This is a genomic window from Amycolatopsis sp. NPDC031561, from assembly GCF_055580625.1.
Genome location: NZ_JBVILA010000036.1, coordinates 15791 through 37339, shown reverse-complemented (window position 1 = coordinate 37339; position 21549 = coordinate 15791). Strand labels below are relative to the sequence as shown.

22 protein-coding genes are annotated in these 21549 nt (G+C 68.5%); 12 read left to right on the top strand and 10 right to left on the bottom strand.

The window, feature by feature from the left end; genetic code table 11:
* Positions 1-20 precede the first annotated feature (20 nt).
* The gene (locus ACZ5IK_RS41230) at positions 21-410 is read left to right on the top strand and encodes a hypothetical protein (protein ID WP_465492676.1); all 390 of its coding nucleotides are present in this window, start codon (positions 21-23) and stop codon (positions 408-410) included.
* The gene (locus ACZ5IK_RS41225) at positions 407-1222 is read left to right on the top strand and encodes a hypothetical protein (RefSeq protein WP_465492675.1); all 816 of its coding nucleotides are present in this window, start codon (positions 407-409) and stop codon (positions 1220-1222) included. Before ACZ5IK_RS41230 ends, ACZ5IK_RS41225 begins: the two co-directional genes overlap by 4 nt.
* Positions 1223-1414: 192 nt before the next feature.
* Here ACZ5IK_RS41225 and ACZ5IK_RS41220 read toward each other — a convergent pair whose 3' ends face one another.
* Entirely contained in the window at positions 1415-1912 is a 498-nt protein-coding gene (locus tag ACZ5IK_RS41220; RefSeq protein ID WP_465492674.1) for an ATP-binding cassette domain-containing protein, read from the bottom strand.
* A 371-nt stretch (positions 1913-2283) separates the two neighbouring features.
* On the opposite strand from ACZ5IK_RS41220, the gene ACZ5IK_RS41215 reads away from it, so the two are divergent.
* Positions 2284-2901, top strand: a complete 618-nt coding sequence (locus ACZ5IK_RS41215; RefSeq protein ID WP_465492706.1) for a GmrSD restriction endonuclease domain-containing protein — start codon at positions 2284-2286, stop codon at positions 2899-2901.
* A 27-nt stretch (positions 2902-2928) separates the two neighbouring features.
* On the opposite strand, the gene ACZ5IK_RS41210 is transcribed toward ACZ5IK_RS41215, so the two are convergent.
* Positions 2929-3732 carry a metallophosphoesterase gene (locus ACZ5IK_RS41210; protein ID WP_465492673.1) on the bottom strand — a complete coding sequence of 268 codons (804 nt, stop codon included), beginning with the start codon at positions 3730-3732 and terminating at the stop codon, positions 2929-2931.
* 202 nt (positions 3733-3934) lie between these two features.
* Here ACZ5IK_RS41210 and ACZ5IK_RS41205 point away from each other — a divergent pair, with 202 nt between their 5' ends.
* Entirely contained in the window at positions 3935-4753 is an 819-nt protein-coding gene (locus ACZ5IK_RS41205) for a tyrosine-protein phosphatase (RefSeq protein ID WP_465492672.1), read from the top strand.
* Between the two features lie 68 nt (positions 4754-4821).
* Here ACZ5IK_RS41205 and ACZ5IK_RS41200 read toward each other — a convergent pair whose 3' ends face one another.
* The 3 genes from ACZ5IK_RS41200 to ACZ5IK_RS41190 form a co-directional block, all read right to left on the bottom strand.
* Positions 4822-5466 carry a lytic polysaccharide monooxygenase auxiliary activity family 9 protein gene (locus ACZ5IK_RS41200; RefSeq protein ID WP_465492671.1) on the bottom strand — a complete coding sequence of 215 codons (645 nt, stop codon included), beginning with the start codon at positions 5464-5466 and terminating at the stop codon, positions 4822-4824.
* A 109-nt stretch (positions 5467-5575) separates the two neighbouring features.
* On the bottom strand, positions 5576-6229 hold the full coding sequence (locus ACZ5IK_RS41195) for a response regulator (RefSeq protein WP_465492670.1): 654 nt from the start codon (positions 6227-6229) through the stop codon (positions 5576-5578).
* Entirely contained in the window at positions 6226-7395 is a 1170-nt protein-coding gene (locus tag ACZ5IK_RS41190; RefSeq protein ID WP_465492669.1) for a sensor histidine kinase, read from the bottom strand. Before ACZ5IK_RS41190 ends, ACZ5IK_RS41195 begins: the two co-directional genes overlap by 4 nt.
* Before the next feature lie 203 nt (positions 7396-7598).
* Between ACZ5IK_RS41190 and ACZ5IK_RS41185 the strand changes: the two genes are divergently transcribed.
* On the top strand, positions 7599-8177 hold the full coding sequence (locus ACZ5IK_RS41185) for a hypothetical protein (protein ID WP_465492668.1): 579 nt from the start codon (positions 7599-7601) through the stop codon (positions 8175-8177).
* Between the two features lie 67 nt (positions 8178-8244).
* On the opposite strand, the gene ACZ5IK_RS41180 is transcribed toward ACZ5IK_RS41185, so the two are convergent.
* Positions 8245-8391 (bottom strand): hypothetical protein, encoded by a 147-nt coding sequence (locus tag ACZ5IK_RS41180; RefSeq protein ID WP_465492667.1) that lies wholly within the window; start codon positions 8389-8391, stop codon positions 8245-8247.
* A 433-nt stretch (positions 8392-8824) separates the two neighbouring features.
* On the opposite strand from ACZ5IK_RS41180, the gene ACZ5IK_RS41175 reads away from it, so the two are divergent.
* Both ACZ5IK_RS41175 and phoU read left to right on the top strand, forming a co-directional pair.
* The gene (locus tag ACZ5IK_RS41175; RefSeq protein WP_465492666.1) at positions 8825-10804 is read left to right on the top strand and encodes an amino acid transporter; all 1980 of its coding nucleotides are present in this window, start codon (positions 8825-8827) and stop codon (positions 10802-10804) included.
* 108 nt (positions 10805-10912) lie between these two features.
* Positions 10913-11596, top strand: coding sequence for a phosphate signaling complex protein PhoU (phoU, locus tag ACZ5IK_RS41170; RefSeq protein ID WP_465492665.1), 684 nt, complete (start codon positions 10913-10915; stop codon positions 11594-11596).
* A 22-nt stretch (positions 11597-11618) separates the two neighbouring features.
* Here phoU and ACZ5IK_RS41165 read toward each other — a convergent pair whose 3' ends face one another.
* Entirely contained in the window at positions 11619-13418 is a 1800-nt protein-coding gene (locus ACZ5IK_RS41165; RefSeq protein ID WP_465492664.1) for an APC family permease, read from the bottom strand.
* A 299-nt stretch (positions 13419-13717) separates the two neighbouring features.
* On the opposite strand from ACZ5IK_RS41165, the gene ACZ5IK_RS41160 reads away from it, so the two are divergent.
* Complete coding sequence (locus ACZ5IK_RS41160) at positions 13718-14359, top strand: S1 family peptidase (RefSeq protein WP_465492663.1); 642 nt, start codon at positions 13718-13720, stop codon at positions 14357-14359.
* 42 nt (positions 14360-14401) lie between these two features.
* On the top strand, positions 14402-14704 hold the full coding sequence (locus ACZ5IK_RS41155) for a DUF1905 domain-containing protein (RefSeq protein ID WP_101608172.1): 303 nt from the start codon (positions 14402-14404) through the stop codon (positions 14702-14704).
* Between the two features lie 3 nt (positions 14705-14707).
* Here ACZ5IK_RS41155 and ACZ5IK_RS41150 read toward each other — a convergent pair whose 3' ends face one another.
* Positions 14708-15688: an ArsR/SmtB family transcription factor gene (locus tag ACZ5IK_RS41150; RefSeq protein WP_465492662.1), complete on the bottom strand. Its 981-nt coding sequence runs from the start codon at positions 15686-15688 to the stop codon at positions 14708-14710.
* Positions 15689-15754: 66 nt separating this feature from the next.
* Between ACZ5IK_RS41150 and ACZ5IK_RS41145 the strand changes: the two genes are divergently transcribed.
* A complete protein-coding gene (locus ACZ5IK_RS41145; RefSeq protein WP_465492661.1) occupies positions 15755-16942 on the top strand; it encodes an MFS transporter in 1188 nt (395 codons plus the stop codon).
* On the opposite strand, the gene ACZ5IK_RS41140 is transcribed toward ACZ5IK_RS41145, so the two are convergent.
* Positions 16929-17183, bottom strand: a complete 255-nt coding sequence (locus ACZ5IK_RS41140; RefSeq protein ID WP_199192991.1) for a hypothetical protein — start codon at positions 17181-17183, stop codon at positions 16929-16931. The genes ACZ5IK_RS41145 and ACZ5IK_RS41140 overlap by 14 nt on opposite strands.
* Before the next feature lie 39 nt (positions 17184-17222).
* The gene (locus tag ACZ5IK_RS41135) at positions 17223-19253 is read right to left on the bottom strand and encodes an MMPL family transporter (RefSeq protein ID WP_465492660.1); all 2031 of its coding nucleotides are present in this window, start codon (positions 19251-19253) and stop codon (positions 17223-17225) included.
* Positions 19254-19359: 106 nt separating this feature from the next.
* Here ACZ5IK_RS41135 and ACZ5IK_RS41130 point away from each other — a divergent pair, with 106 nt between their 5' ends.
* Both ACZ5IK_RS41130 and ACZ5IK_RS41125 read left to right on the top strand, forming a co-directional pair.
* Entirely contained in the window at positions 19360-19851 is a 492-nt protein-coding gene (locus ACZ5IK_RS41130; RefSeq protein ID WP_465492659.1) for a MarR family winged helix-turn-helix transcriptional regulator, read from the top strand.
* Between the two features lie 50 nt (positions 19852-19901).
* Positions 19902-21368, top strand: coding sequence for an SDR family oxidoreductase (locus tag ACZ5IK_RS41125; protein WP_465492658.1), 1467 nt, complete (start codon positions 19902-19904; stop codon positions 21366-21368).
* The last annotated feature ends 181 nt before the right edge of the window (positions 21369-21549 follow it).

Here is a 21549-nt window from a genome sequence, read left to right as displayed (position 1 = left end):
TGGCACAAGGGAGGGGCGACGTGGCGGTATTCGACGAGGGACAAGCACTCGTTCTGTGGTGCACCGTCATGCCGGATCTGCGCCAGGCCGCCATCGCCGGCCGATGGACCGACAGGCTCGAACGCGCCGCCTCCCGAGTGCGAAAGGGCGGTTCGGCCTTGGACGCGTGCAGGCAGTTCGACCTGCTGGACGCCGAGTCGGCGGAGCCGACCAGGAGCGCCGGAACTCCCGGCAGCATGCCCGTGTATCCCACACCGCGGAGCGCTCGCGTGCCGAGGACCGGGCGCGGCGACTACAGCTGCCCGCGCAAGTTGTGCTCACGCCACGACCATCGGGACGACGACGGGCACCCGCCCGTGTGCGCCCTGTTCGACGACGAGCCGATGCTGCCGACGGGCGCGATGCCGTGAACCCCTTCTTGTCGTCGCTGAGCGGCAAGCTCGCCGAGCGATGGGTCGCGACTCTCGTACTGCCGGGGGCGTTGTTCATCGCCGCGGCGGTGTGCGCGGTCCGGCTGGGCCACCGCTCCGCGTTCGACCTCGTCTCGGTCGCCGGCTGGATCGTGCGGGAGGCGCCGCGCCTGCCGGTCGCGGCGGTGGCCGTCTTCCTGCTGATCGGTGCCACGGCGGCGGCCATGGCCGCGCAGGCGGTCGGCAGCCTGGCCGAGGCGGTCTGGACCAGACCGTGGCGCGGACCGGCGGGCAGGGTCGCGCGGGGGCTGGTGGCCTTGCGCGGCAGGTTGTTCGATCGGGCGGCGGCCAGGGCGGGGGTGGACCCGGTATCCGCCTACCGTCCACGACACCCGGCCTGGATCGGCGAGCGGTTCCGGCTGCTGAACGCCCGGATCGCCGGGCAGTACCACGGACTCGATCTGGGCTTGGTGTGGCCGCGCTTGTGGTTGCTGGTCCCGGAAACGGTCCGTACTCCGGTGCAGGCGGCCGAATCCCAGTTCAGGTCGGCCACCAGGCTCGTCGGCTGGGGTGTGCTGTACCTCGGCCTCGGGATCTATTGGTACCCCGCGATAGTGGTCGGAATCGGCACCGCCGCGCTGGGGTGGAGCCGGGCCCGATCCACCACCGCGACACTCACCACGTTGATCGAAGCCACGGTGGACACCCATCTCCACACGATCCTCACCGCTCTCGGCCACACCGTGCCGGCCGTGGGCTTCACCGCCGAGCTGGCCCGCCGGATCAACGACCGGTTGGCCAAGGGTGACTGACACCCGGTAGAACAGCCGGTCGCCCCGCGAGCCGCGCGCATCCCTCTGAGAGGTGGTGGCGCGCCGAGGGAATTACGTCGTAACGGGCACTTCGAGCGTGGCGGCCATCAGGCTGCGGGTGTAAGGGGTGCGACGGCGTCGTGAGTACTGAGCCGGTCATGCCCGATTCCACGACACAGCCCTGGCTCAGTACTACGACACTACCTGTACTGACACGTCGAGCGCGGACGTCACCTCGTCGCAGACGAGGAGTTTCGGTTCGCACACCAGGGCGCGGGCGATCGCGACACGTTGGCGTTGCCCGCCGGAAAGTTCGACCGGGTAGTACCCGGCGTATCGCGCCGGTATCTCGACTCGTTCGAGCGCCTCACGTGCTCGCTGCCGGCCTCGTGCTTGGTCACGCCGAAGTAGTGCCGCAGTGTTACGGCGAGGCTGTTTTCCACGCTGCGATGCGGGGATCGGGCGGTCTTCGATCGTCAGGGTTCCTTGTTGCTCTTCGTGCAAGCGCGACATCGTGGTCTTTCCGCTGCCGGACTCGCCGACGACGGCCAGGCATTCGCCCCGCACCAAACGGAACGACACGTCGAAGAGGATCTGGCTGCCGCCATAGCCCGCGTGCAGCCCGGCGACCGACAACACTGTGTGGTCGGAAACCACGGCGAGGTCGTGGGATACGTAGATCGCCGCCATGTCGTGGTCACGCCAGTTTAGGGCACGTGGGCGTCGGCGTCGGATGGCGAGATGGACGGGGCGGCGACGTCTTGCGTGACCCAGTCACTGAGACGCCTGCAAAGTGTGTCCGATCCTCATGTTCGGCGCGTCATTGGCCAGTGTGGACTGTCCGGTTGCGGGGTGTCGCCTAGCGAGGCGGATCCGGATGTCCGGAAGTCGTGTCGGGTCATCGGCGGGAAGTTAGGCTGTTCGCCGGTCCCGCGGGACGGTGCGTCCGGTTGACTGGTCAGGTCGGAAGAGGCGTGACAGTTGAGGATGAGGTGCGCACCGTGACTGGCGTGAGTGGGCGTGTCGGTCACGCCGTGGCGTGCGTCGTGGCCGGCGTGTCGATGCTGGTGTCGGGTTGTGCGGTTCCGCAGGCTGACTCTGGCAATCCGGGCACGAGCGGCACGGCCGCGGGGGAGGCGCCGACAATCCCTGTCACCGACGCGCGTAAGCGTCTCGGTGAGCTGTCGGTCGCGGTACGCGGAAATCTCGATGGTTACGACCGGGCGAAGTTCCCGCACTGGAAGACCGTGTCCGGCACCTGCAACGTCCGCGAGGAGCTGTTGAAACGGGACGGGGCGGACGTCGAGGTCAACGCGGAGTGCGCCGCTGTGTCCGGGGTCTGGCGAAGCGTCTATGACGGGGAGACGTGGCGGAAGGCTTCCGAGGTGGATGTAGACCACGTGGTGCCGTTGGCTCATGCCTGGGCGAGCGGCGCGAAGACCTGGGAACAGGCCCGGCGCGAGAAGTTCGCCAACGAGCTGGCCTTGCCGCAGCTGCGGGTGGTCACCGACAACCTCAACCAGCAGAAGGGAGACAAGGGGCCGGAGGCGTGGAAGCCGCCGCTCGTCGCGTTCTGGTGCACCTATGCCACGGACTGGATCGTGGTCAAACACGCCTATGGGCTGACGATCACCGTCCCGGAAAGGACCGCGCTGTCGAGCATGCTCGACCGGTGCTGACGCCCGCCCCGAAATCCCGTGGCGGCATTAGTGCGGGCTTGGGGCCGTGACGCTGGCATCGTCGAGGACCAGCGGTTGCCAATCGGCGGCGCCGGTCCGGCCGTGCCCCGGGTCGATGCCGATGAACATGCGTCCGCCCACACGGACGCGAACGTGGCGGGCGTACCAATCGACCGCCGCGCGTTGCCGGACCCGCCCAGCGCACCGCCAGGTTCGATCGGCGAACCGCACGACCGTGGAGTGCCCGTGGATCTGGCCGAAGGGCACGACGCCGCGATAGCCCATCCAGGGTTCGTGCAGCGCCGCGCCCGATTCGGCCCACAGCGGACCCGCACTGCCGTCGCGGCCGTGTTCACCGATTTCCCAGATCAACTCCGGACGCTCGTTGAGCAACTCCGCCGCCTCGGTCGCCGACATCGGTTCTCCCAGCCGTTGCCAGCAGGCGAGCGTCAAACCCGCGTGAGTGACCAGTAGTTCGTCGCCCTCGGCGGTACGGACGGTCTCGGCCACACGCAACAGCCCCTCGGCCCACCACTGCCGCAGCCTGGCCACGTCGCCCTCCGCAAGGGGTTCGCGCCAGAAGACGGCCCTGCCGGGCAAGTACTGCGTCTCGTGGTTCCCCGCGAGCTGGATCCATCGCCGCTTGCCCAGCAAGGTCGCCACGATGTCGAGCACTCCTGCGCTGTCCGGGCCGCGATCGACGAGATCACCCACCTGGATCACGGTGAGATCCAGTGGAAGTTCTCCTTTGGAGGCGCCGAGCCAGGCCAACGCCCGGCGCAACTGATCCGGGTGCCCGCCGACATCGCCGATGATGGCGACTCTTCCCATGACCACTCCCCATGACAGCCGACTGGAACCAGCGTACGGACTCTCACGCCGAACGGTCTCGCTTCTCCGGAAGCTCTGGAGGGTTGGTGGCACTGGTGTCCGCTCGTTGAACTCCCCGCTAATCCTTCCTCGTTGCGGTTGTCCTCCCCGGCGTAGGCGGGAATCATTCGTGTTCGGTCCGAATGTTGTTGGAGGGAGCGACATGCGCGTGAGGAAGCTGCTCGTGGCGGTCACCGCGGTGACCGCGCTCGTCGGCGGGGTGAACGTGCCGGCGTGGGCGACCATCGAAGCCCCAGGCGCCGTCGCCAACGCGGTGACGCTGGAGGGAGCCAAGAACTTTCGCGATGTCGGCGGGTACACCACGACCGACGGGCGCACGGTGCGTACCGGCGTGGTCTTCCGGTCCAACAAGCTTTCCCGGCTCACCGACGCGGATCTCCGTCTGCTCACCGCGGTGAACGTGTCGCTGGATGTCGATCTGCGCAACGTGAAGGAGCGCCGCGACGAGCCCGACCGGGTGCCTGCGGGCGCCCGTTACCAGGTGGCCGACGTGGTCTCGCTCGAACACGGGCTGCGGTTCCACGACAACGCCGCCGTCACGCTGGTTAAGGCCATCGCGGCCGGGCTGCTCAACGGATCCGACAACCTGGGCCAGTCGATCGGCTACCCGTTCATGGTCGACTTCGTGGGCGCTGACCACGCGTTCGGCGACCTGCTGCGTGCCATCGCGGCGAACGGTTCCGGCGCCACCGTTTTCCACTGTTCGGCGGGCAAGGACCGCACCGGCTGGGGGACGGCGATCCTGCTGAGCCTGCTCGGTGTGCCGCGTGCGGCCATCGAGGCCGACTTCATGCTCAGCAACGACAAGCTGGGCGACCCCAAGGCCGTCGAGTTGAGCTGGTTGCGTGCGGCTTTCGACGAGGTCGACCATCACTACGGGTCCATGGAAGCCTATGCCCGCCAAGGACTCCGCCTCGACGACGCGACCATCGCCGCGTTGAAGGCCCGCCTCCTGGTCTGACAACCCAGCCGAAAGTACCGAGAGAGCAGTCGTCGGCGGCGAGCCCGGCGACTGGACGGCCGTGGCGATCAGGTGAAGATCACGTCCGAGCAGGTGTAGAAGGCTTCGCCGGAGTCCGGCCAGTGGCGTTGCCAGATCGAGTAGATCAGGTGCCTGCCGGTGCGCCCGCCGGGCAGGTTCGCCTGGAGCTGGTAGGCGTTGCCGACGATCGGCGGGTTGTCCTGCTGGTAGAACGGGGTGTCTTCCAGGTCGGACCATTTGAGCGGTTTCGTCGGGTCGTAGCCCGGTTTGGTGACGTACAGCTCGAAGGTGCCCTCGTGCGCGGCGGTCAGCTGGTATTGGAAGGTGTACGGGCCGCTGCCCGGCATCGTGGTCGCCGGCCAGTCGTCGCGGGCCAGGTCGAGCCCCTTGTACTTGTCCCGGCCGGCGCCGCACAGCTTGCCGTCCGGGATGATCTCGCGGCTGCGGCCGCTGGCGTCGCCGATGTTGACCTCGTCCCAGTCGTAGATCGGCCAGCTGTCGCCCACCTCGATGGCGGCCTTGCACGCGGCGGACTGCGGGTCCTCCGGACCCTCCTCGAAACATTGCATGATCCGGCTGATCGGGTTGCCCATCGAGCCGTGCGCGAGGGCCGGGACGGCGGTGAACACCGAGACCGTGCCGAGCACGGCGGTCAGTATCGCGACTTTGACGGCGGATCGGGAAAACCTCATCGCAGAACTCCTCTCGTGAGAGGTCTAGACCATGTCTAGGGTAGGTGCCCCGGCGCACTGGCTTGTAGGTCCGAAAGTCGGGCGCGTCGGCGACATAAGCCTTGTCTGCTCAGTCCTCGGAGTTCGCCAGTAGTCCGTGATCGCGGGCGTAGATCGCGGCTTGGGTGCGATCTCGTAGTCCGAGGCGGCCGAGAATGCGGGAAATGTGGTTCTTCACCGTTCCTTCGCTGAGGTACAGCCGTGCGGCGATTTCGCGGTTCGTCGAGCCGATCGCGACGAGCCGCAGTACCGCGGTCTCCCGGCTGGTCAATACTTCGGTGGGTGCCGGTTTCGCGGGTTCGGCTGCTGGAGCCCTCGCGGCCAGGCGCCGTGCCACTGAGGTGTCGAGTTGGGTGATCCCGGCGTGCGTCAGCCGGATGGCGTCGGCCAGTTCGTCGGCGGGGAGGTCCTTGAGGAGGTACCCGGTGGCACCGGCGCGCAGCGCCTGTACGACGTATTCGTCGTCGTCGAAGGTGGTCAGCATGACGATTCGGCAGCCGGGCGCTTTGTGCCGCAGGATCGCGGTGGCTTCGACGCCGTCCATCCCGGGCATCCGGACGTCCATCAGCACCACGTCGGGTTCGAGCGCGAGGACGCGGGCGATGGCTTCTTTCCCTTCCGCGGCGACGCCGACCACCTCGATACCCGGCTGGATGCCCAGCAGCGAGGCGATGCCGTCGCGGATCAACCGCTGGTCGTCGACGACCAGTACGCGCACGCTCATCGGGCCGGCACCGTCACGGTGATCCGGGTGCCCGCCCCGGGATGGCTCTCGACCAGGGCGAGCCCGCCGACCAGCGCCGCGCGCTCGCGCAGGCCGAGCAACCCGAACCCTTCTCCGGATTCGGACGCTCCGGTACTGAACCCGCGGCCGTCGTCGGCGACGACGAGCCGGGTCTCGGTGTCGCCGAAGGTCAGTGACACCGAGACCCGATCGGCTTGTGCGTGCCTTCGCGCGTTGGTCAAGGCTTCTTGCGCTGCGCGGAAAAGCGCGCTCACCGTCGCGTTGTCCCCGGCGCGCTCCTCGCCGTCCACGACGAGGCTGACCCGGAGCCGGTCGTCGCCGGCTTGGTCGACGAGTTCGGCGAGCGACGCGGACAGGGTGCGTCCCTCCCGCTCGTCGCGGAGCGCTCCGACCGACCGGCGGACGTCGTCGAGCGCGCGTCGCGCCGAAGACCGCGCGTCGGCCAGGGCCTGGTCCGCGGCCCGCGGATCGCGCTCGCGGAAGGCGGACGCCTTCTCCACCTGTACCGCGATCGCGGTGAGGTGGTGGCCGAGGCTGTCGTGGATGTCCCTGGCGACGCGGTTGCGCTCCGCCGCCGCCGACAGGTCCGCGACCTGGGCGGCGTAGGAGGTCACCTCGTCCAGCGACTCCTCGAGCCGGGCACGGGCCTGCTGCTCGCGGACCGCGATCCCGGCCATGGCGATGGCGAGAACCAGGCCGATGACGAACATCAGCACGTCGGCGACGTAGTTGGCGCTGGTGTACCAGCCGGGAACCCACAAGGCGTAGGAGCAGACGAGCAGCACCAGGCACAGCGCGCCGAGCGCGATACTCACCGTCCGGCCGAACGCGAGGTAGGCCGCGAACGGCACCAGCACGAACAGCGCCCGGGACAGCCCCGAGTCGTCCAGCGCGGCGACCGCGACGAACAGCGCGAGCCGGACGAGCAGGAACGCCGCCGCGGCGCCACGCCCCGCGCCGCGGCGCCGTTCGGCGGGCTCCAGCGCGAACAGCGCCGCGACGCACGCGACGAACCCCGCTGTCCTAAGAGGACGGATGTCCTCGCCGAGCCCGGCAAGGACGTAGTAGAGGCCCGCGATCAGCACGATCCCGTAGACGACGGCCGACACCCAGGACACCGGTGATTCTTTCCGCATGATCGGCATGCAGCACCTCCCTGCGAGGAAAGGGTACGGCCGATCCGGCCGAGTTCTTCCGGGTTCGCGAAACCATGGCCGAACGGCACGTGCCGTTCGGCCATGCCCGGTGAGAACTCCGGCCCGGTCGGCACTTCCGGACCGCGACGGCCCTTCGTAGCGTTCGGCACTGTCATCGCACGCTAATGCTTGTGCCACAAGGGAGTTCTCATATGCTGTCGCCCACGTTGATCCGCCTCGGCGCGCCGTGCGGCATCGTCGCCGGACTGTTCATCGCGGTTCCCGCGGCCTTCGAAACGGTACTCGGGGAGACCGCGGCCACCAGCTTCGTCCTCGGCCTCGCCCCGGCCTTGGCGACGCCCGCCCTCGTGGCGCTCTACGCGCGTCACAGCGAAGCCGCCGGCCGGTTCGGTGCCCTCGCGTACCTGGTCAACCTGGTCGGTCTCGGACTGTTCGGCGGCGCCGCGTTCGCGCTGAACATGGCGCTGTTCTACCTCGACGGCCCGATAGTCGCCGAACTTCTGCGCGGTCCGACCAAAGTGGCCCTCACCGCGAGCGCGGGAGTGTTCGCCCTCGGGTCGGTGCTCTTCGGCCTGTCCCTGCTGCGCGCCAAGGTCCACCCCCGAATCCCGTCGGGCCTCTACGTGGTGGTGCCGGCCGCGTTCGCGCTCGCCGCGCCCTTGCCGGACACCCTGTTCACCAGCGGGTTGCACATCCTGTTCGGCTTCACGCTCGGGTGGCTGTCGACGTCGATGTGGCGAAGCGAGAGCCTCAGCCCGGCCTCGGCCTAGGTTGCTGCACGCGGCCCGGCCAAGTGGCGGACCTCGGGTGCGTAACCGACTGGTGAAGTCGATGTCCTCAGTGTCCGGCCAGATCCATCGTGAACAGCAGCAGCCCGAAGAAGAGCTGGAGTGCGGCGATGCAGACGCCTGCGATGACAAGGCCATCGAGTCGATACTGGCGGTCCGTCAGCATCGATACCGCTCCGGCGGCCAAGGCCAGCACCGAGGCCACCTCGCCGTAGGGGAGTATCCAACCGAGCAAGCTGAGTACGAGACAGACAGGACCGAGTGAGCCTTTGACTCCGGGGCGGTCGCCGGCTGACAGTCGTCGAGTCACAGTGCCCGGAATCCCTTCGGCTCGTCCGGCACACACGCTACCTCGAAGATTCGATGGGCAGCACGGTGGGAGCTCGACCTGCGGTTTCTGGTCGGCGAGTTGCCGCGACCAGGAGCTGGCCGGGATCGTGGCCATCGTCCTGCCGGCCGGGACTACCCGCGGCACGTCAGCTTGTCGCGCGACATTGATGTTTTCTTTACGTCCGGCTCGGTGATTCTTGGCGCTGGATCGTTAGTGTCCGCGTCGGTGTGCGGCCGTCACGTCGGGGTGGAGATGGCGTGCCAGGTGCGGCGCACGGAGAATCGGGGAGGACAGGGGTATGACCGAAGAAGCTGGATCCGCTGTTCCGGGGCGGGTGGACAGCCCGGTCCGGCAGGCGGCGCCGACGGGCAAGGTCGGCCGGTGGCTGATGGAGCACCGGGTTCAGCCGGTCGGGCCGGAAAGCCAGGAGAACCACACCACGCCGCAGTCGTGGTGGAAGGTCATGTGCCTCACCGGCGTGGACTACTTCTCCACGTTGTCCTATCTGCCCGGGATCGCGGCACTGGCGGCGGGTGCGCTCTCGCCGCTGGCGACGTTGCTGATCGTGGCGCTGACGTTGCTCGGCATGCTGCCGATGTATCGGCGGGTGGCGAAGGAGAGCCCGCACGGCCAGGGGTCGGTCGCGATGCTGGAGAACCTCCTGCCGTTCTGGCGCGGCAAGATCTTCGTGCTGGTGCTGCTCGGGTTCGTCGCGACATCGTGGATCATCACCATCACCCTGTCGTCGGCCGACGCCACCGTGCACGCGCTGGAGAATCCGAACGTCCCCTCGTTCCTGCACGGGCACGAGGTGCTGATCACGGTGGTCCTGCTGCTGATCCTGGGCGGGGTGTTCCTGCTCGGGTTCAGTGAGGCTGTTGGCGTCGCGATCCCGCTGGTGGCGATTTTCCTGGTGCTCAACGCGGTGGTCGTGGTCGCCGGTGTCGGCGAGGTGCTCACCGATCCCGCCGCGTTCGACCGCTGGCTGGACGCGCTCACTTCCGGGGGAGGCGGCTTCGGCGGTGTCATCGGCCCGGCGATCCTGGCGTTCCCCTTGCTGGTGCTCGGTTTGTCCGGTTTCGAGACCGGTGTGAGCATGATGCCGCTGGTGGCGGCCAAGGGTGAGAACGCCGAGCAGAGGCTGGCTGACCGGATCCGCAACACGCGCAAACTGCTGACCGTCGCCGCGCTGATCATGTCGGTCTACCTGATCGCGACCAGCTTCATCACCACGGTCCTGATCCCGAAGGACGCGTTCGCGCCCGGTGGTGAGGCGAACGGCCGCGCGCTGGCGTACCTCGCGCATGAACTGCTGGGTGAGTGGGTCGGGACTGCCTACGACATCAGCAGCATCCTGATCCTGTGGTTCGCCGGGGCGTCGGCGATGGCGGGGCTGATCAACATCGTGCCGCGCTATCTCCCCGCCTACGGGATGGCGCCGGACTGGGCCCGTGCGGTCCGTCCGGTCGTGCTGGTCTACACCGCGATCTGCGTCCTGGTGACGATCATCTTCAACGCGGACGTCAACGCCCAGGCCGGGGCGTACGCCACCGGGATCCTCGCGATGATGGTCTCCGCGTCGATCGCGGTGGCCATCTCCGCGGCGAAGAAGCGGCAGCGCAAGGCCGCGATCGCGTTCGCCGTGCTGACGCTGATCCTGATCTATGCCTTGGTGGAGAACGTCATCGAGAAGCCCGACGGGCTCACCATCTCCGCGTTCTTCATTCTCGGGATCATCGCCGTGTCGCTGGTTTCGCGGGTCACGCGGACCACGGAACTGCGGGTGGAGCACATCGAGTTCGACGAGCCCGCTCGCCGGTTCGTCACCGAGTCGATCGCTCACGACGGCGCGCTGACGATCATCGCGAACCGTCGTCAGGCCGGGGATGCCGAGGAGTACCGGGCGAAGGAGGCCGAGCAGCGGGGTCTGAACCCGGTGCCGGGCGCAGCCGATGTCCTGTTCCTCGAAATCGACGTGATCGACCCGTCCGGGTTCAGTGACGTGCTGAAGGTCCGCGGCGTCGAGATCGAGGGTTTCCGGGTCCTGCGCGTGGAAAGCCCGGCGGCGCCGAACGCGATCGCGGCGATCCTGCTCGCGCTGCGTGATGCCACCGGGGTGCGGCCGCAGTGCCATTTCGAGTGGAGCGAAGGGAATCCGCTCGGCCATCTGTTCCGCTACCTGATCCTCGGCCGGGGCGACACCGCGCCGGTGGTCCGCGAGATCATCCGCACCAGCGAACGAGACTCGGCGCTCCGCCCGGGAATCCACGTCGGCTGACGTCAGGCGTCAACGAGAGGTCGTCGTCAGAGCGATCCGCGTTCTGTTCCCGTGAAAAAGGGGCGGAGGGCGCGGGGAATCGATTCCCCGCGCGTAAAGATCGGGTGCATGCGCACCTCTTACCACGACCAACTCGACCGGCTCGTCGCCCGGCTGCTGCGGACTTCGCGGATGGTCGCGGACATGATGGATCGGGCCGGAACTGCCCTTCTCGAGGCCGATGGTGAGCTTGCGGGCGAGGTCATCGCCGAAGGCACTGCCCTGGCACAGGTCAAGTCCGAGGCCGAGGAGCACGCGCACGCGATCCTGGCGTTGCAGTCCCCGGTCGCGACCGACCTCCGGGTCGTGCTTTCGGCGATCCACGCCGTCGGCGACCTCGATCGGATGGGCCGCCTCGCGATCCATGTCGCCGAAGCCGTCCAGCGCAGGTATCCGGACCGGGTGGTACCGCAGGTCCTGATGCCGCGGTTCGTCGAAATGAGCCGGATCGCGGTGTGGCTGGCGGTGATGGCCGGGCAGGCGATCGAGAGCCGCGACGCCGTATTGGCACGCACGCTGATCAGCGTCGACGACGACATGGACGACCTGCATCGGACGCTCTTCACGGTGATCGACTATCACGACTGGACCTACGGAACGGCGAAAGCGGTCGATGCGGCTTTGCTGAGCCGGTACTACGAACGCTTCGCCGATCACGCGGTCTCGCTGGCGAGGCAGACCACGTTCGTCGTCACCGGACGTCCGAAGTGGACAGACACGGTGCCGGTTCAGGGCGGCGCGCGGATCGCCTGAAGGAACGCCCGCACGAGGTCGCTCATCGGGCTTCCAGGCGGAACCGCATCCGGCAGACGACGGCGTCCGAACGCCGCCGGAGCGCGCGGGCGAGTACGGCACCGCGCTGGTTCTGCAGGATCCGCTCCCACCAATGTGCCGGTTCGACCTCGGCGATCAGGACGAAGACGTGCCGGTCTCCGGCGGTGCGGAGGTGATCGAGGAGTGGTTCGCCGAGCCGTCGCCGTTCGTCGTAGAGCTGGACCAGCGTCACGTCGGGATGCCACTTCTCCCAGGCCGTCACGAAATCCTGCGCCGACTGCTCGTCCTCGGGGTGGATGACGTGGACGGCTTCGACGTGGTCGCCGAGGGAAAGCGCGGCGGCCAGCGCGTCGCGGGTCAGACGGGAGACCGTGTGCACCGGGACGATCACCAGTGACCGGTTCGGCCGTGGGGGAGCGGGGGTCACACCGAGTTCGAGCCGGTCGCCGATCCGGCGGTAGCTGCGGTCCACCCATTCCATGGCCGCCACCAGCAGCGGGAGCGCGAGGACGATCAGCCAGCCGCCCTCGCCGAACTTCGTCGCCGTCACCACGATCGCGGCGACCCCGGTGAGCAGCGCGCCGAAACCGTTGAGCGCGGCCTTGCCCCGCCAGCCGGGCGGGCGGTGGCGCCGCCAGTGCCGGACCATCCCGGACTGGGAGAGCGTGAACCCGACGAACACCCCGATCGCGAACAGCGGGACCAGCGTGTTCATGTCGCCGTTGGTGAGGACGAGCAGCAGGGCGGCGGTGATCGCGAGGAAACCGACGCCGTAGCGGTACACCTGGCGTTCGGCGCGCAGGGCGAACACGTGCGGCAGTTTGTTGTGTTTCGCGAGCAACTGCGCCAGGACCGGCAAACCGCCGAAGGAGGTGTTCGCGGCCAGGGCGAGCAGGACCACGGTCGAGAACTGCACGAGGTAGAAACCGAAGCCGTCGCCGAGCGAGGCGGTGGTCACCTGGGAGAGCACGGTGACGCCGTCCACCGGGTGGATGGCGAATTTTCCGATCAGCACGGCGATCCCGATCAGCATCACGCCGAGCAGGCCGCCCAGGGCGATTTCCGCGTGCTGGGCGCGGCGTACCCGCGGCCTGCGGAACGACGGCACCGCGTTCGCGATCGCCTCGACGCCGGTCAGCGCGGCGCACCCGTTCGCGAAAGCCTTGAGCAGCAGCAGAATCCCGACCATCTGGAGGTTCTGTGCGTGCTCCGGCGCGGCGATCTCCGCCGCCGGGCCCGGCCGGAACAGGCCGGCGACGATCACGGTCAGGATCGCGCCGACGTAGATCACGGTGGGCACGACGAACACCCGCGCGCTTTCCGCGATCCCGCGCAGGTTCACCGCGGTGACCAGCGCCAGGACGCCGAGGCACACCCACAGCGTGTACGGCAGCAAGCCGGGAAACGCCGAGGTCAGCGCGGCCACGCCCGCCGCCACCGAGACCGCGACGTTGAGGACGTAGTCGATGATCAGCGACGCCGCGGCCACCAGCGAGGCCCGGTGCCCGAGGTAGGTCCGGCTGACCCCGTAGGCGCCTCCGCCGTCGGGGAACGCGGCGATGACCTGGCGGTAGGACAGCGTCAAGACGCCCAGTAGCACGGTGATCGCGATCGTGACGGGCAGGGTGAAGCCCAGTCCGGCGCCGCCGGCGACGGCCAGCACGATCACGATGGCCTCGGGTCCGTAGGCGACCGACGCCATCGCGTCCAAGGACAGCGCGGCGAGCCCGCCGACGACGGAAAGACGGTGCCGTTCGGAGCGGTCGGTGTCGCTCTCGGGACGGGTGAGGGTTGTGGTCACGCCGTCAGCGTGGGGCTCTGCTTTTCTTCGCTGAGAGGACGTTGACGTGTTCTTGACACCGAATCGGGTGAACCCGACACCAAACTGACGGGCTGGAGATGCGGATCACCGCGATGCCGCGACACCCCATCTGGCCGGACGTCGACGAAGTCGCCGACGTCCGATGGCTTCTGATCACTCGTCAGGCTGACTCCGATTGTGCCTCCGGCGGCGTGGCACTGGACTGGTCGTACGTATCAGTCTCCTGTGGACGGAAGGACACGACCATGTTTGGCTGCTCACGCCGTAAACAAGCCGGGGTGCTGATCGCCTCGGTCGTGGCCACCTTGTTGGCCGCCCCGGTCGTGTCCGCGGCGCCGTCTGCGGGCGGTGCGGCGCGGCTGTCGGCGGTGAACAGCGGTGATGCGATGTACACCGTCTCGCCGGGACCCGGTCGTGAACCGTACTTCTGCTCAGCGGGGTTCGCGATCCTCGTCAAGGGTGTCCGGTACATACTCACGGCCGGGCATTGCACTGAACACGGGCTCGATTGGCAAGGCATCGGCCCCACCGTGGACACCCACTTCCCGGTGACCGATTACGGCCGCGTCCGGGACGTCTCCGGCTCTGGGCCCAGCCGAGTGAATCTCTACGACGGCGGCACCCAGCGGATCCTGCGTGCGGGCATCCCGCAGGTGGGCCAAACAGTGTGCAAGAGCGGCATGACGACGAAGAAGACGTGCGGGAAGGTCCTCGGCCTCAACCAGACCGTGAACTACGGCAAAAACAAGCAGGTCGTCGGGACGATCGCCACCGACATCCCGATCGAGAGCGGTGACAGCGGCGGCCCGTTGTTCTATGGCGGTGTCGGCTACGGAGTGCTGTCCGGCGGGAACAGCCAAGTCAGCTTCTTCCAGCCCCTACGGTCCGTGCTCGCCGCCTACGGCGCCACCCTCGCCTGAGAGGGACGGCAAACTGTCGGTCCCGTATGCGACGCTCCACCCATGATCGTCGTGTTCGATGCCGAACTCTGGGTGTGGGACGCCCGCCGCGAGGAGACCTGGACCTTCGTCAGCTTGCCCACTGACGTCTCCGAGGAGATCCGTGAGATCACGGACGGCCCGCGACGCGGCTTCGGCGCGGTGCGCGTGCAGGTGGGCATCGGCGGCAGCAGGTGGAAGACGTCGATCTTCCCGGATTCGAAGCGGGGCGCTTACGTGCTGCCGGTCAAGAAAGCGGTCCGCAAGGCCGAAGGAATCGAGGAAGGTGATGTCGCGAAAGTGACCGTAGAGCTGATCGACCTCTGACAGTCAGAGCAGGCGCTCACCGAGTGGGGTCGTCAGGTAGAGGACGCTGCGGCCGGAGCGTTCACGCGCGACCAAGCCGCTGTCCCGAAGGACTCTGAGGTGTTGAGAGACGGCGCTCGGAGTCACGCCGAGGGTGTGGGCCAGATCGGTCGTGGTCGCGGGGGAGGACAACGCCAGTAGTAGTTCGGCCCGTGTCCGGCCCAGCAGTCGCACCGCGGCGGGTGTGGCGGCGCGTGGCCCGGTCGCCCACAAGGTGCCGGTTCCCCTCGCCGGATAGCGGATCGTGGTCTGTGTCGACGTGTTGTTCTTGACTAAGGCGTGGGGTGAGCCGAGGGCGACCGGCATCAGCACGAGACCATTCGGCCCTCGGGTGACGACGCGATGCCGATCGCGCCACCGATCACCGGCCAGCATCACCCGGTCGACATGCCAGCGCAGGTCCGGGTGCAGATCCGCGAACAGCCGTTCGATGCCGCCCGCGGCCAGTTGCCGTGCGCGGTGACCGATGTCGGTGTTCAGCGCCGCCCGGATCCGCGTCCAGTGTGGCGCGAGGAGACGATCGTGGGCTTCGCGAAGCTGCTCGGCGATCTTCCGCAGACCGGACGCCGGGTTGAGCGCGAGGGCCGCGGCGGCGTAGGGAAGCCGTTCGCCGAAGACCCGGTCGAGGCTCGCTCTCACCCGGTCTTCAGGAGTTCGCCGCAACGCGTCGAGATCGTTCTCGAGGGAGTCTCCTGCGTCTTGCGGCGCGGGGACGAGGAACTCCGGCCAGCTGAGCCGGCCGTTCACGAGCAACGGCCAAGTCCACGAAAGATCGAGCGGTTCGCGCTCGAGTTCCTCCCGTGCCCACCGCAGCCAGGGCAGGTTGACCGTGTTCTGGTCGAGGCCGGCGAGTTGCTGCAGGCAGGCCACGGTCTCGGACAACGGCGAGATCGCGAACCGGGTCGAGGCCAGTTCGGCGACGCCGAGTTCGATGGTCATCGGCATAGTCCGAGTATGTAGCCCCGGCCTAAATGGTGTCGCCGGAATGCCGGACGTCGCCACGATTCGGCCATGTCCGACTTGCCTCGCGCCTATCGACGACTGTGGTGGGCCACCGGGATCGACAGCCTCGGCAACGGCGTCTTCACCGCGGCACTGCCCTTGCTGGCCCTGACGGTGAGCCACGACGCGAGGGACATCGCGCTGGTCTCCGCCGCGACGTACCTGCCATGGCTCCTGCTGTCCCTCCTCGCCGGATCCATCGTGGACAGGGTCGATCGAGTCACCCTCCTGTGGCGAACGCAGGCGTTGCAAGCACTGATCGTCGGGATACTCGCCGCGCTCGTCGCGACCGGGGCGATCAGCGTGCCGACGCTCGTTCTCCTCGCGTTCGCTCTGGGTGCCTGCGACGTCTTCTACGACAACGCCGCGCAGACGGTCATTCCGGAACTCGTCCCGAAAGAACAGCTGAACCAGGCGAACGGTAGCCAGCAGGTGGCCATGACCGTCGGCAGGCAGTTCCTGGGGCCGCCTCTCGGGAGCTTGTTCTTCGCGCTCGCCTGGGCGCTCCCGTTCGCCGTCGACGCCGCTTCGTTCGTCATCGCCGTCATTCTGCTGGCCAGGTTGCCCCAACGACGCCGCATGCCTTCGGAAGACGTGAATGTCCTCGATGGACTCCGCTGGCTGATGAGCCATCGCTTGTTGCGTGCGCTCGCGTTGCTGCTCGGCGTCAACACGTTCTGCGGCCAACTGGGAAACGCGACACTCGTGCTGTTCGTGACCGACGCGCTCCATCTGGGCGCGGGCATGTTCGGCGTGCTGCTCGCCGGGGCCGCGCTCGGCAGCATCGCGGGCGGACTGGTGATCACGCGGCTGGTCGCCCGGCTCGGCGACCTTCGCGCGCTCCTTGTCTCGCTGGCTGTGAACGCCATCGTCTTCGTCGGCGTCGGGTTCAGCCCGAACGTGGTCACGCTCGGCGCGCTGCTGGCCCTGAGCGGTTTCGTGACGACGGTCTGGAACGTCGTGACCGTCAGCGTCCGGCAGCGAAAGGTGCCCCCGGCCTTGCTCGGCCGGGTCAACGGCGTCTACCGGTTGCTCGGCTGGGGGTTGATGCCGCTCGGCACGCTCGCGGGCGGGCTGCTCGCGCACAGATTCGGGCTTCGTGTTCCCTATCCGGTCGCGGGTTTCGTGCGCGGCATGGCGCTCCTGGTCGCGCTTCCCGTGCTGATCCCGGCGATGCGAGGCGCTACTCCTCGGTGAGCTCCGCCAGCTGATCCGCGGCGTCCTGGTTGCCGCGCTCGGCCAGCCGTCGCAGCTCGTCCAGCGCCCCCAGTTCGGTCGCGGTTTCGATCAGCTGGTCCGCCGCGTCGCTGCTTCCGCCGTCGGCCAGCCGCCGGAGTTCGTCCAGGTCGCCACGCTCTCCGGCGAGTTCGATCAGTTCGTCGACGGCGTCCCGATCCCCGGCCGCGGCGCGTTTCCGCAAGTCGTCCAGCTCGCTCATGGTCATCAGGTTACGGGCAGTTCGGCTCGGGGACCGCGTTCATCCCCGGTCCGACTTCGCCAGCTTCGACGGCCACCAGATCTTCCGTCCGACGTCCACCGCGAGCGCCGGTACCAGCAGGGACCGCACCAGAAGCGTGTCGAGCAGGACGCCGAACGCGACGATGAACGCCAGTTGGGCGAGGAAGAGGATGGGCAGGACGGCCAGTGCGGCGAAGGTCGCGGCGAGTACGACGCCCGCGGACGTGATCACGCCGCCGGTGACGCGCAGGCCGCGCAGCGTCCCGTCCCGCGTGCCGATCCTTCCCGCCTCTTCGCGGACCCGGGTCATCAGGAAGATGTTGTAGTCGATCCCCAGTGCGACGAGGAAGACGAAACCGAACAACGGGACGACCGGGTCGGCGCCGGGGAAGTCGAAGACGTGGTTGAACACCAGCGCCGAGACACCCATCGTCGCGGCGAACGACAGCACCACCGTGCCGATCAGCAGCAGCGGCGCGAGCAGCGACCGCAGCAGCAGGGCGAGCACGAGGAAGATCACGACCAGGACGATCGGGATGATCACCATGCGGTCGTGCTCGGACGTCTCCCTGGTGTCGAGCAGCGTCGCCGTCGGCCCGCCGACCTTGGTGCCGTCGACGGTGTGCACGGCTTCGCGGATCCGCTGGACCGTCGCGACGGCCGCGTCGGAGTCCGGCGGATCGGCCAGGACGGCGTCGATTTTCGCGAGCCCGCCCGCTTCGCCGCTTTGACGGACGTCGGAGACGCCGGGGACGCGTGCCAGCGCGGTCACGGCGTCGCCCTGACCGGCCGGGGTGATGATCACCGTGGGAGAGCCGGAACCGCCGGGGAAGTACCGGGAGAGGACTTCCTGTCCCGCGACGGAATCGACCGGGGTGAGGAAGACGTCGGACTGCGCGGTGCCGGAAGCCTTGAGCTGCGGGAGGAACGCGCCGCCCGCGAGCAGCACGACGGTCGTGACGATCCAGACCGTGCGGGGCGCGTGGGAGATCCAGCCCGCGACGTGGCCCCAAAGCCCGCCGGTCTCCTCTTTCGGCGGGGCCACCGCCGGCCGGAAGGGCCAGAAGGCGTTGCGACCGCAGAGAGCCAGGACGGCGGGCAGGAACGTGATGGTGGTGAGGAAGGCGGCGCCGATGCCGATGGCGGCGACCGGGCCGAGCCCCTTGTTCGAGTTCAGGTCGCTGAACAGCAGGCAGAGGACGCCGAGGATCACGGTCCCCGCCGACGCCGCGATCGGTTCGATGGTCGAGCGCCAGGCCGTGCGGAGTGCGGCGCGGGCGTCGTCGGTCGTCCGGAGTTCCTCGCGGTAGCGCGAGATCATCAGGAGCGCGTAGTCCGTGGCGGCGCCGAAGACGAGGATGAACAGGATTCCCTGACTTTGCCCGTTCAAGGCCAGCACGTCGTGGTCCGCGAGCAGGTACACCGCGAGGCTCGCCGATCCCAGCGCGAACACGGCCGACAGCAGGACGAGCAGGGGGAGCAGCGGGCTCCGGTAGACGATGATCAGGATGAGCGCGACCACCGCGCCCGCGACCAGGAGCAGCAGGCCGTCGATCCCGCCGAACGCCTCCTTGAGGTCGGCGACCTGCGCGGCGGGACCGGTCACGAGCACTTTCAACCCGTCGGGTGTGTCGCGGGCGAGCGCGTCTCGCAGCGCCTCGACGCCGTCCCCGGGGTCGCTCGTGGCGTCCAAGAGCACGACGACCTGCGCACCCGCGTTGCTCTCCGGCGCTGGGATGAGCCGCGCGTTCGACGTCCGGTCGGCGAGGAACCGCTTGTCGCCGTCGGTCAAGCCCGAAGGCCGCTCGGCGACGACGATCGCGGGGATGACGGCGGCGCTGGAGAACTGCTTCTGGAGCTCGCCGACCTCGGTCGCCTCGGCCGAAGCGGGCAGGAAACTGCTGCTGTCGTTCTCCGTGACCTGGCTCAGCTTGCCGGCGTACGGGCCGCTGAACCCGCCGAAGATCAGCCAGGCCACCGCGACGAGGGCGGGGAGCAGCCACCGCAGACGTGACCGTGTGCGGGCTGGGCGTTCGACTTCCGAGATCATGGGCGGATGGCTCCTGTGGCAAGGCTATTTCGACGAGTGAATAGTTCGACCATCGAAATAGTAGAGTGGTCACCCGGACGGGGCAACAGGAGGGGAGGTTTCGGACATGACCAACGGCGCTGAAGACACTGGCGACGTCGAAGAGGTCTCGGACGAGTTGCTCGTTCTCCTGCTGCGGCAGCTGACCGTCGAGTCGGACCGGTTCGCCGAGATGTTCGGCGAGGCGCACGGCCTGCACCGGACCGACCTCAACGCGCTCGCGGTGATCATGGACGCGGCCAGGATGGGCGCCCCGATGAGCCCGAGCAGGCTCGCGAGCGCGCTGCACCTGAGTGCGTCCGCGACGACGTCGGTGCTGGACCGGCTGGAGCGGGCCGGGCACCTCTACCGCGACCGGAGCGCGACCGACCGGCGCAAGGTCGAACTGCGGATGCACGATCAGGCGAGGCAGATCGGCGCGGAGTTCTTCCTGCCGCTCGGCGCGAGCTTCTCCGCCGCGTGGCGGGACCTGGGGGAGGGCGAGCGGCGGACGGTCGCCCGGTTCCTCCGGAGCAGCATCGCCGCGACCGTCGAGGTCCGGGGCCGGCTGGCCCCCTGAAAGGCTCACTCGGACTGCGCGGCGCCCCTTCGCGGTGAACACTCGGGTGAATGCGATGTGTGGTGCTCGGTGCGACGGGTTATGTGGGCGGACGGCTGGTGCCGCAACTGCTCGACGCGGGTCACGAGGTCCGCGTGGTGGCGCGCTCTCCGGAGAAGGTCGCCGAAGAGCCGTGGCGTGACCTGGTCGAGGTCGAACGCGGCGACGTCACCGATCCGGCCTCGATCGAGACGGCCCTGACCGACGGCGAGGTGGTCTACTACCTCGTGCATTCCCTGGCGCGCAAGGACTTCGTCGAGGTCGACCGGGAGGCGGCGCGAACGGTCGCCGAGGCCGCGAAGACGGCGGGCGTGCGGCGGCTGGTGTACCTGGGCGGCATCGTGCCGGACGACGAGGAACTGTCCCCGCACCTGGCGTCCCGTGCCGAAGTGGGCCGGGTCCTGCTGGACTCCGGGGTACCCGCTGTCGTCCTGCAGGCCGCGGTGATCATCGGCTCGGGCTCGGCGAGCTTCGAGATGCTGCGCTACCTGACCGAGCGGCTCCCGGCGATGATCACCCCCAGATGGGTGCACAACCGGATCCAGCCGATCGCGATCCGGGACGTGCTGCACTACCTCGTGCACGCGGCGGAACTGCCGTCCGAGGTGAACGGCGCCTTCGACATCGGCGGCCCCGACGTCCTGACCTACCTGGAGATGATGCGCCGCTACGCCGTCGTCGCCAGGCTGCCGAGGCGAGCCGTCGTCCCCGTGCCGGTGCTGACGCCGTGGCTTTCCGCGCAGTGGGTCAACCTGGTCACGCCCGTGCCGAAGTCGATCGCCGTACCGCTGATCGAATCGCTGGTGCACGAGGTGGTCTGCCACGATCACGAGATCGCCGGGCACATCCCCGATCCGGACGCAGGCCTGACCCACTACGAGCACGCCGTCGAACTGGCACTGACCCGGATCCGCAACGCCGACGTGCCGACCCGCTGGTCGGACGCGTCGACTACCTCCGCGCCGTCGGATCCGTTGCCGAGCGATCCGGACTGGGCGGGCGGGACCGTCTACGAGGACAAGCGCGAGCAGAAGACGGACGCCTCGCCGGAAGCACTGTGGGACGTCATCGAATCCATCGGCGGGGAACACGGCTGGTACTCGTTCCCGCTGGCGTGGTCGGTCCGCGGCTGGGCCGACCGGCTCGTCGGCGGGGTCGGGCTGCGGCGCGGCCGCCGGGATCCGCGGCGGCTGCATCTGGGCGAGGCACTGGACTGGTGGCGCGTCGAATACCTCGACCGGCCGCGGCTGCTGAGGCTGCGGGCGGAGATGAAGCTGCCGGGGCGCGCCTGGCTCGAACTCAGCGTCGAGTCCGATGAGGACGGTGGGACGATCTACCGCCAGCGGGCGGTCTTCGAGCCGCGCGGTCTGGCCGGGCACGCCTACTGGAAGGGGATCGCGCCGTTCCACGGCGTCGTCTTCGGCGGCATGGTCCGCAACATCACCGGTGCCGCTCAAGGAGAATCCGGCGCCTCGTGAGTGGTAAGGACGGTTCTAAATTGGGGTAGGCCCAAGGTGGGGTGTTCGTAGGCGGGGCCGGTGACGGGATGAAGGTGCCCTTCGTCGCGTCTGATGCCGAGTGGCCGTGTCGCGAAAGCCACTTTCGGGACGTCAGACGTCGCGAAAGTGGCTTTCGCGGCACCCCGACCCACAAGGTCTG

What these genes read in the sequence shown, in the direction of transcription:
- ACZ5IK_RS41200 (WP_465492671.1), bottom strand. Translation starts at nt 5,466, where the DNA reads ATGAGGTTTTCCCGATCCGCCGTCAAAGTCGCGATACTGACCGCCGTG.
- ACZ5IK_RS41145 (WP_465492661.1), top strand. Translation starts at nt 15,755, where the DNA reads ATGTCCGACTTGCCTCGCGCCTATCGACGACTGTGGTGGGCCACCGGG.
- ACZ5IK_RS41155 (WP_101608172.1), top strand. Translation starts at nt 14,402, where the DNA reads ATGATCGTCGTGTTCGATGCCGAACTCTGGGTGTGGGACGCCCGCCGC.
- ACZ5IK_RS41190 (WP_465492669.1), bottom strand. Translation starts at nt 7,395, where the DNA reads ATGCCGATCATGCGGAAAGAATCACCGGTGTCCTGGGTGTCGGCCGTC.
- ACZ5IK_RS41205 (WP_465492672.1), top strand. Translation starts at nt 3,935, where the DNA reads ATGCGCGTGAGGAAGCTGCTCGTGGCGGTCACCGCGGTGACCGCGCTC.
- ACZ5IK_RS41195 (WP_465492670.1), bottom strand. Translation starts at nt 6,229, where the DNA reads ATGAGCGTGCGCGTACTGGTCGTCGACGACCAGCGGTTGATCCGCGAC.
- ACZ5IK_RS41130 (WP_465492659.1), top strand. Translation starts at nt 19,360, where the DNA reads ATGACCAACGGCGCTGAAGACACTGGCGACGTCGAAGAGGTCTCGGAC.
- ACZ5IK_RS41215 (WP_465492706.1), top strand. Translation starts at nt 2,284, where the DNA reads ATGCTGGTGTCGGGTTGTGCGGTTCCGCAGGCTGACTCTGGCAATCCG.
- ACZ5IK_RS41185 (WP_465492668.1), top strand. Translation starts at nt 7,599, where the DNA reads ATGCTGTCGCCCACGTTGATCCGCCTCGGCGCGCCGTGCGGCATCGTC.
- ACZ5IK_RS41150 (WP_465492662.1), bottom strand. Translation starts at nt 15,688, where the DNA reads ATGCCGATGACCATCGAACTCGGCGTCGCCGAACTGGCCTCGACCCGG.
- ACZ5IK_RS41135 (WP_465492660.1), bottom strand. Translation starts at nt 19,253, where the DNA reads ATGATCTCGGAAGTCGAACGCCCAGCCCGCACACGGTCACGTCTGCGG.
- ACZ5IK_RS41125 (WP_465492658.1), top strand. Translation starts at nt 19,902, where the DNA reads ATGCGATGTGTGGTGCTCGGTGCGACGGGTTATGTGGGCGGACGGCTG.
- ACZ5IK_RS41175 (WP_465492666.1), top strand. Translation starts at nt 8,825, where the DNA reads ATGACCGAAGAAGCTGGATCCGCTGTTCCGGGGCGGGTGGACAGCCCG.
- ACZ5IK_RS41140 (WP_199192991.1), bottom strand. Translation starts at nt 17,183, where the DNA reads ATGAGCGAGCTGGACGACTTGCGGAAACGCGCCGCGGCCGGGGATCGG.
- ACZ5IK_RS41210 (WP_465492673.1), bottom strand. Translation starts at nt 3,732, where the DNA reads ATGGGAAGAGTCGCCATCATCGGCGATGTCGGCGGGCACCCGGATCAG.
- phoU (WP_465492665.1), top strand. Translation starts at nt 10,913, where the DNA reads ATGCGCACCTCTTACCACGACCAACTCGACCGGCTCGTCGCCCGGCTG.
- ACZ5IK_RS41220 (WP_465492674.1), bottom strand. Translation starts at nt 1,912, where the DNA reads ATGGCGGCGATCTACGTATCCCACGACCTCGCCGTGGTTTCCGACCAC.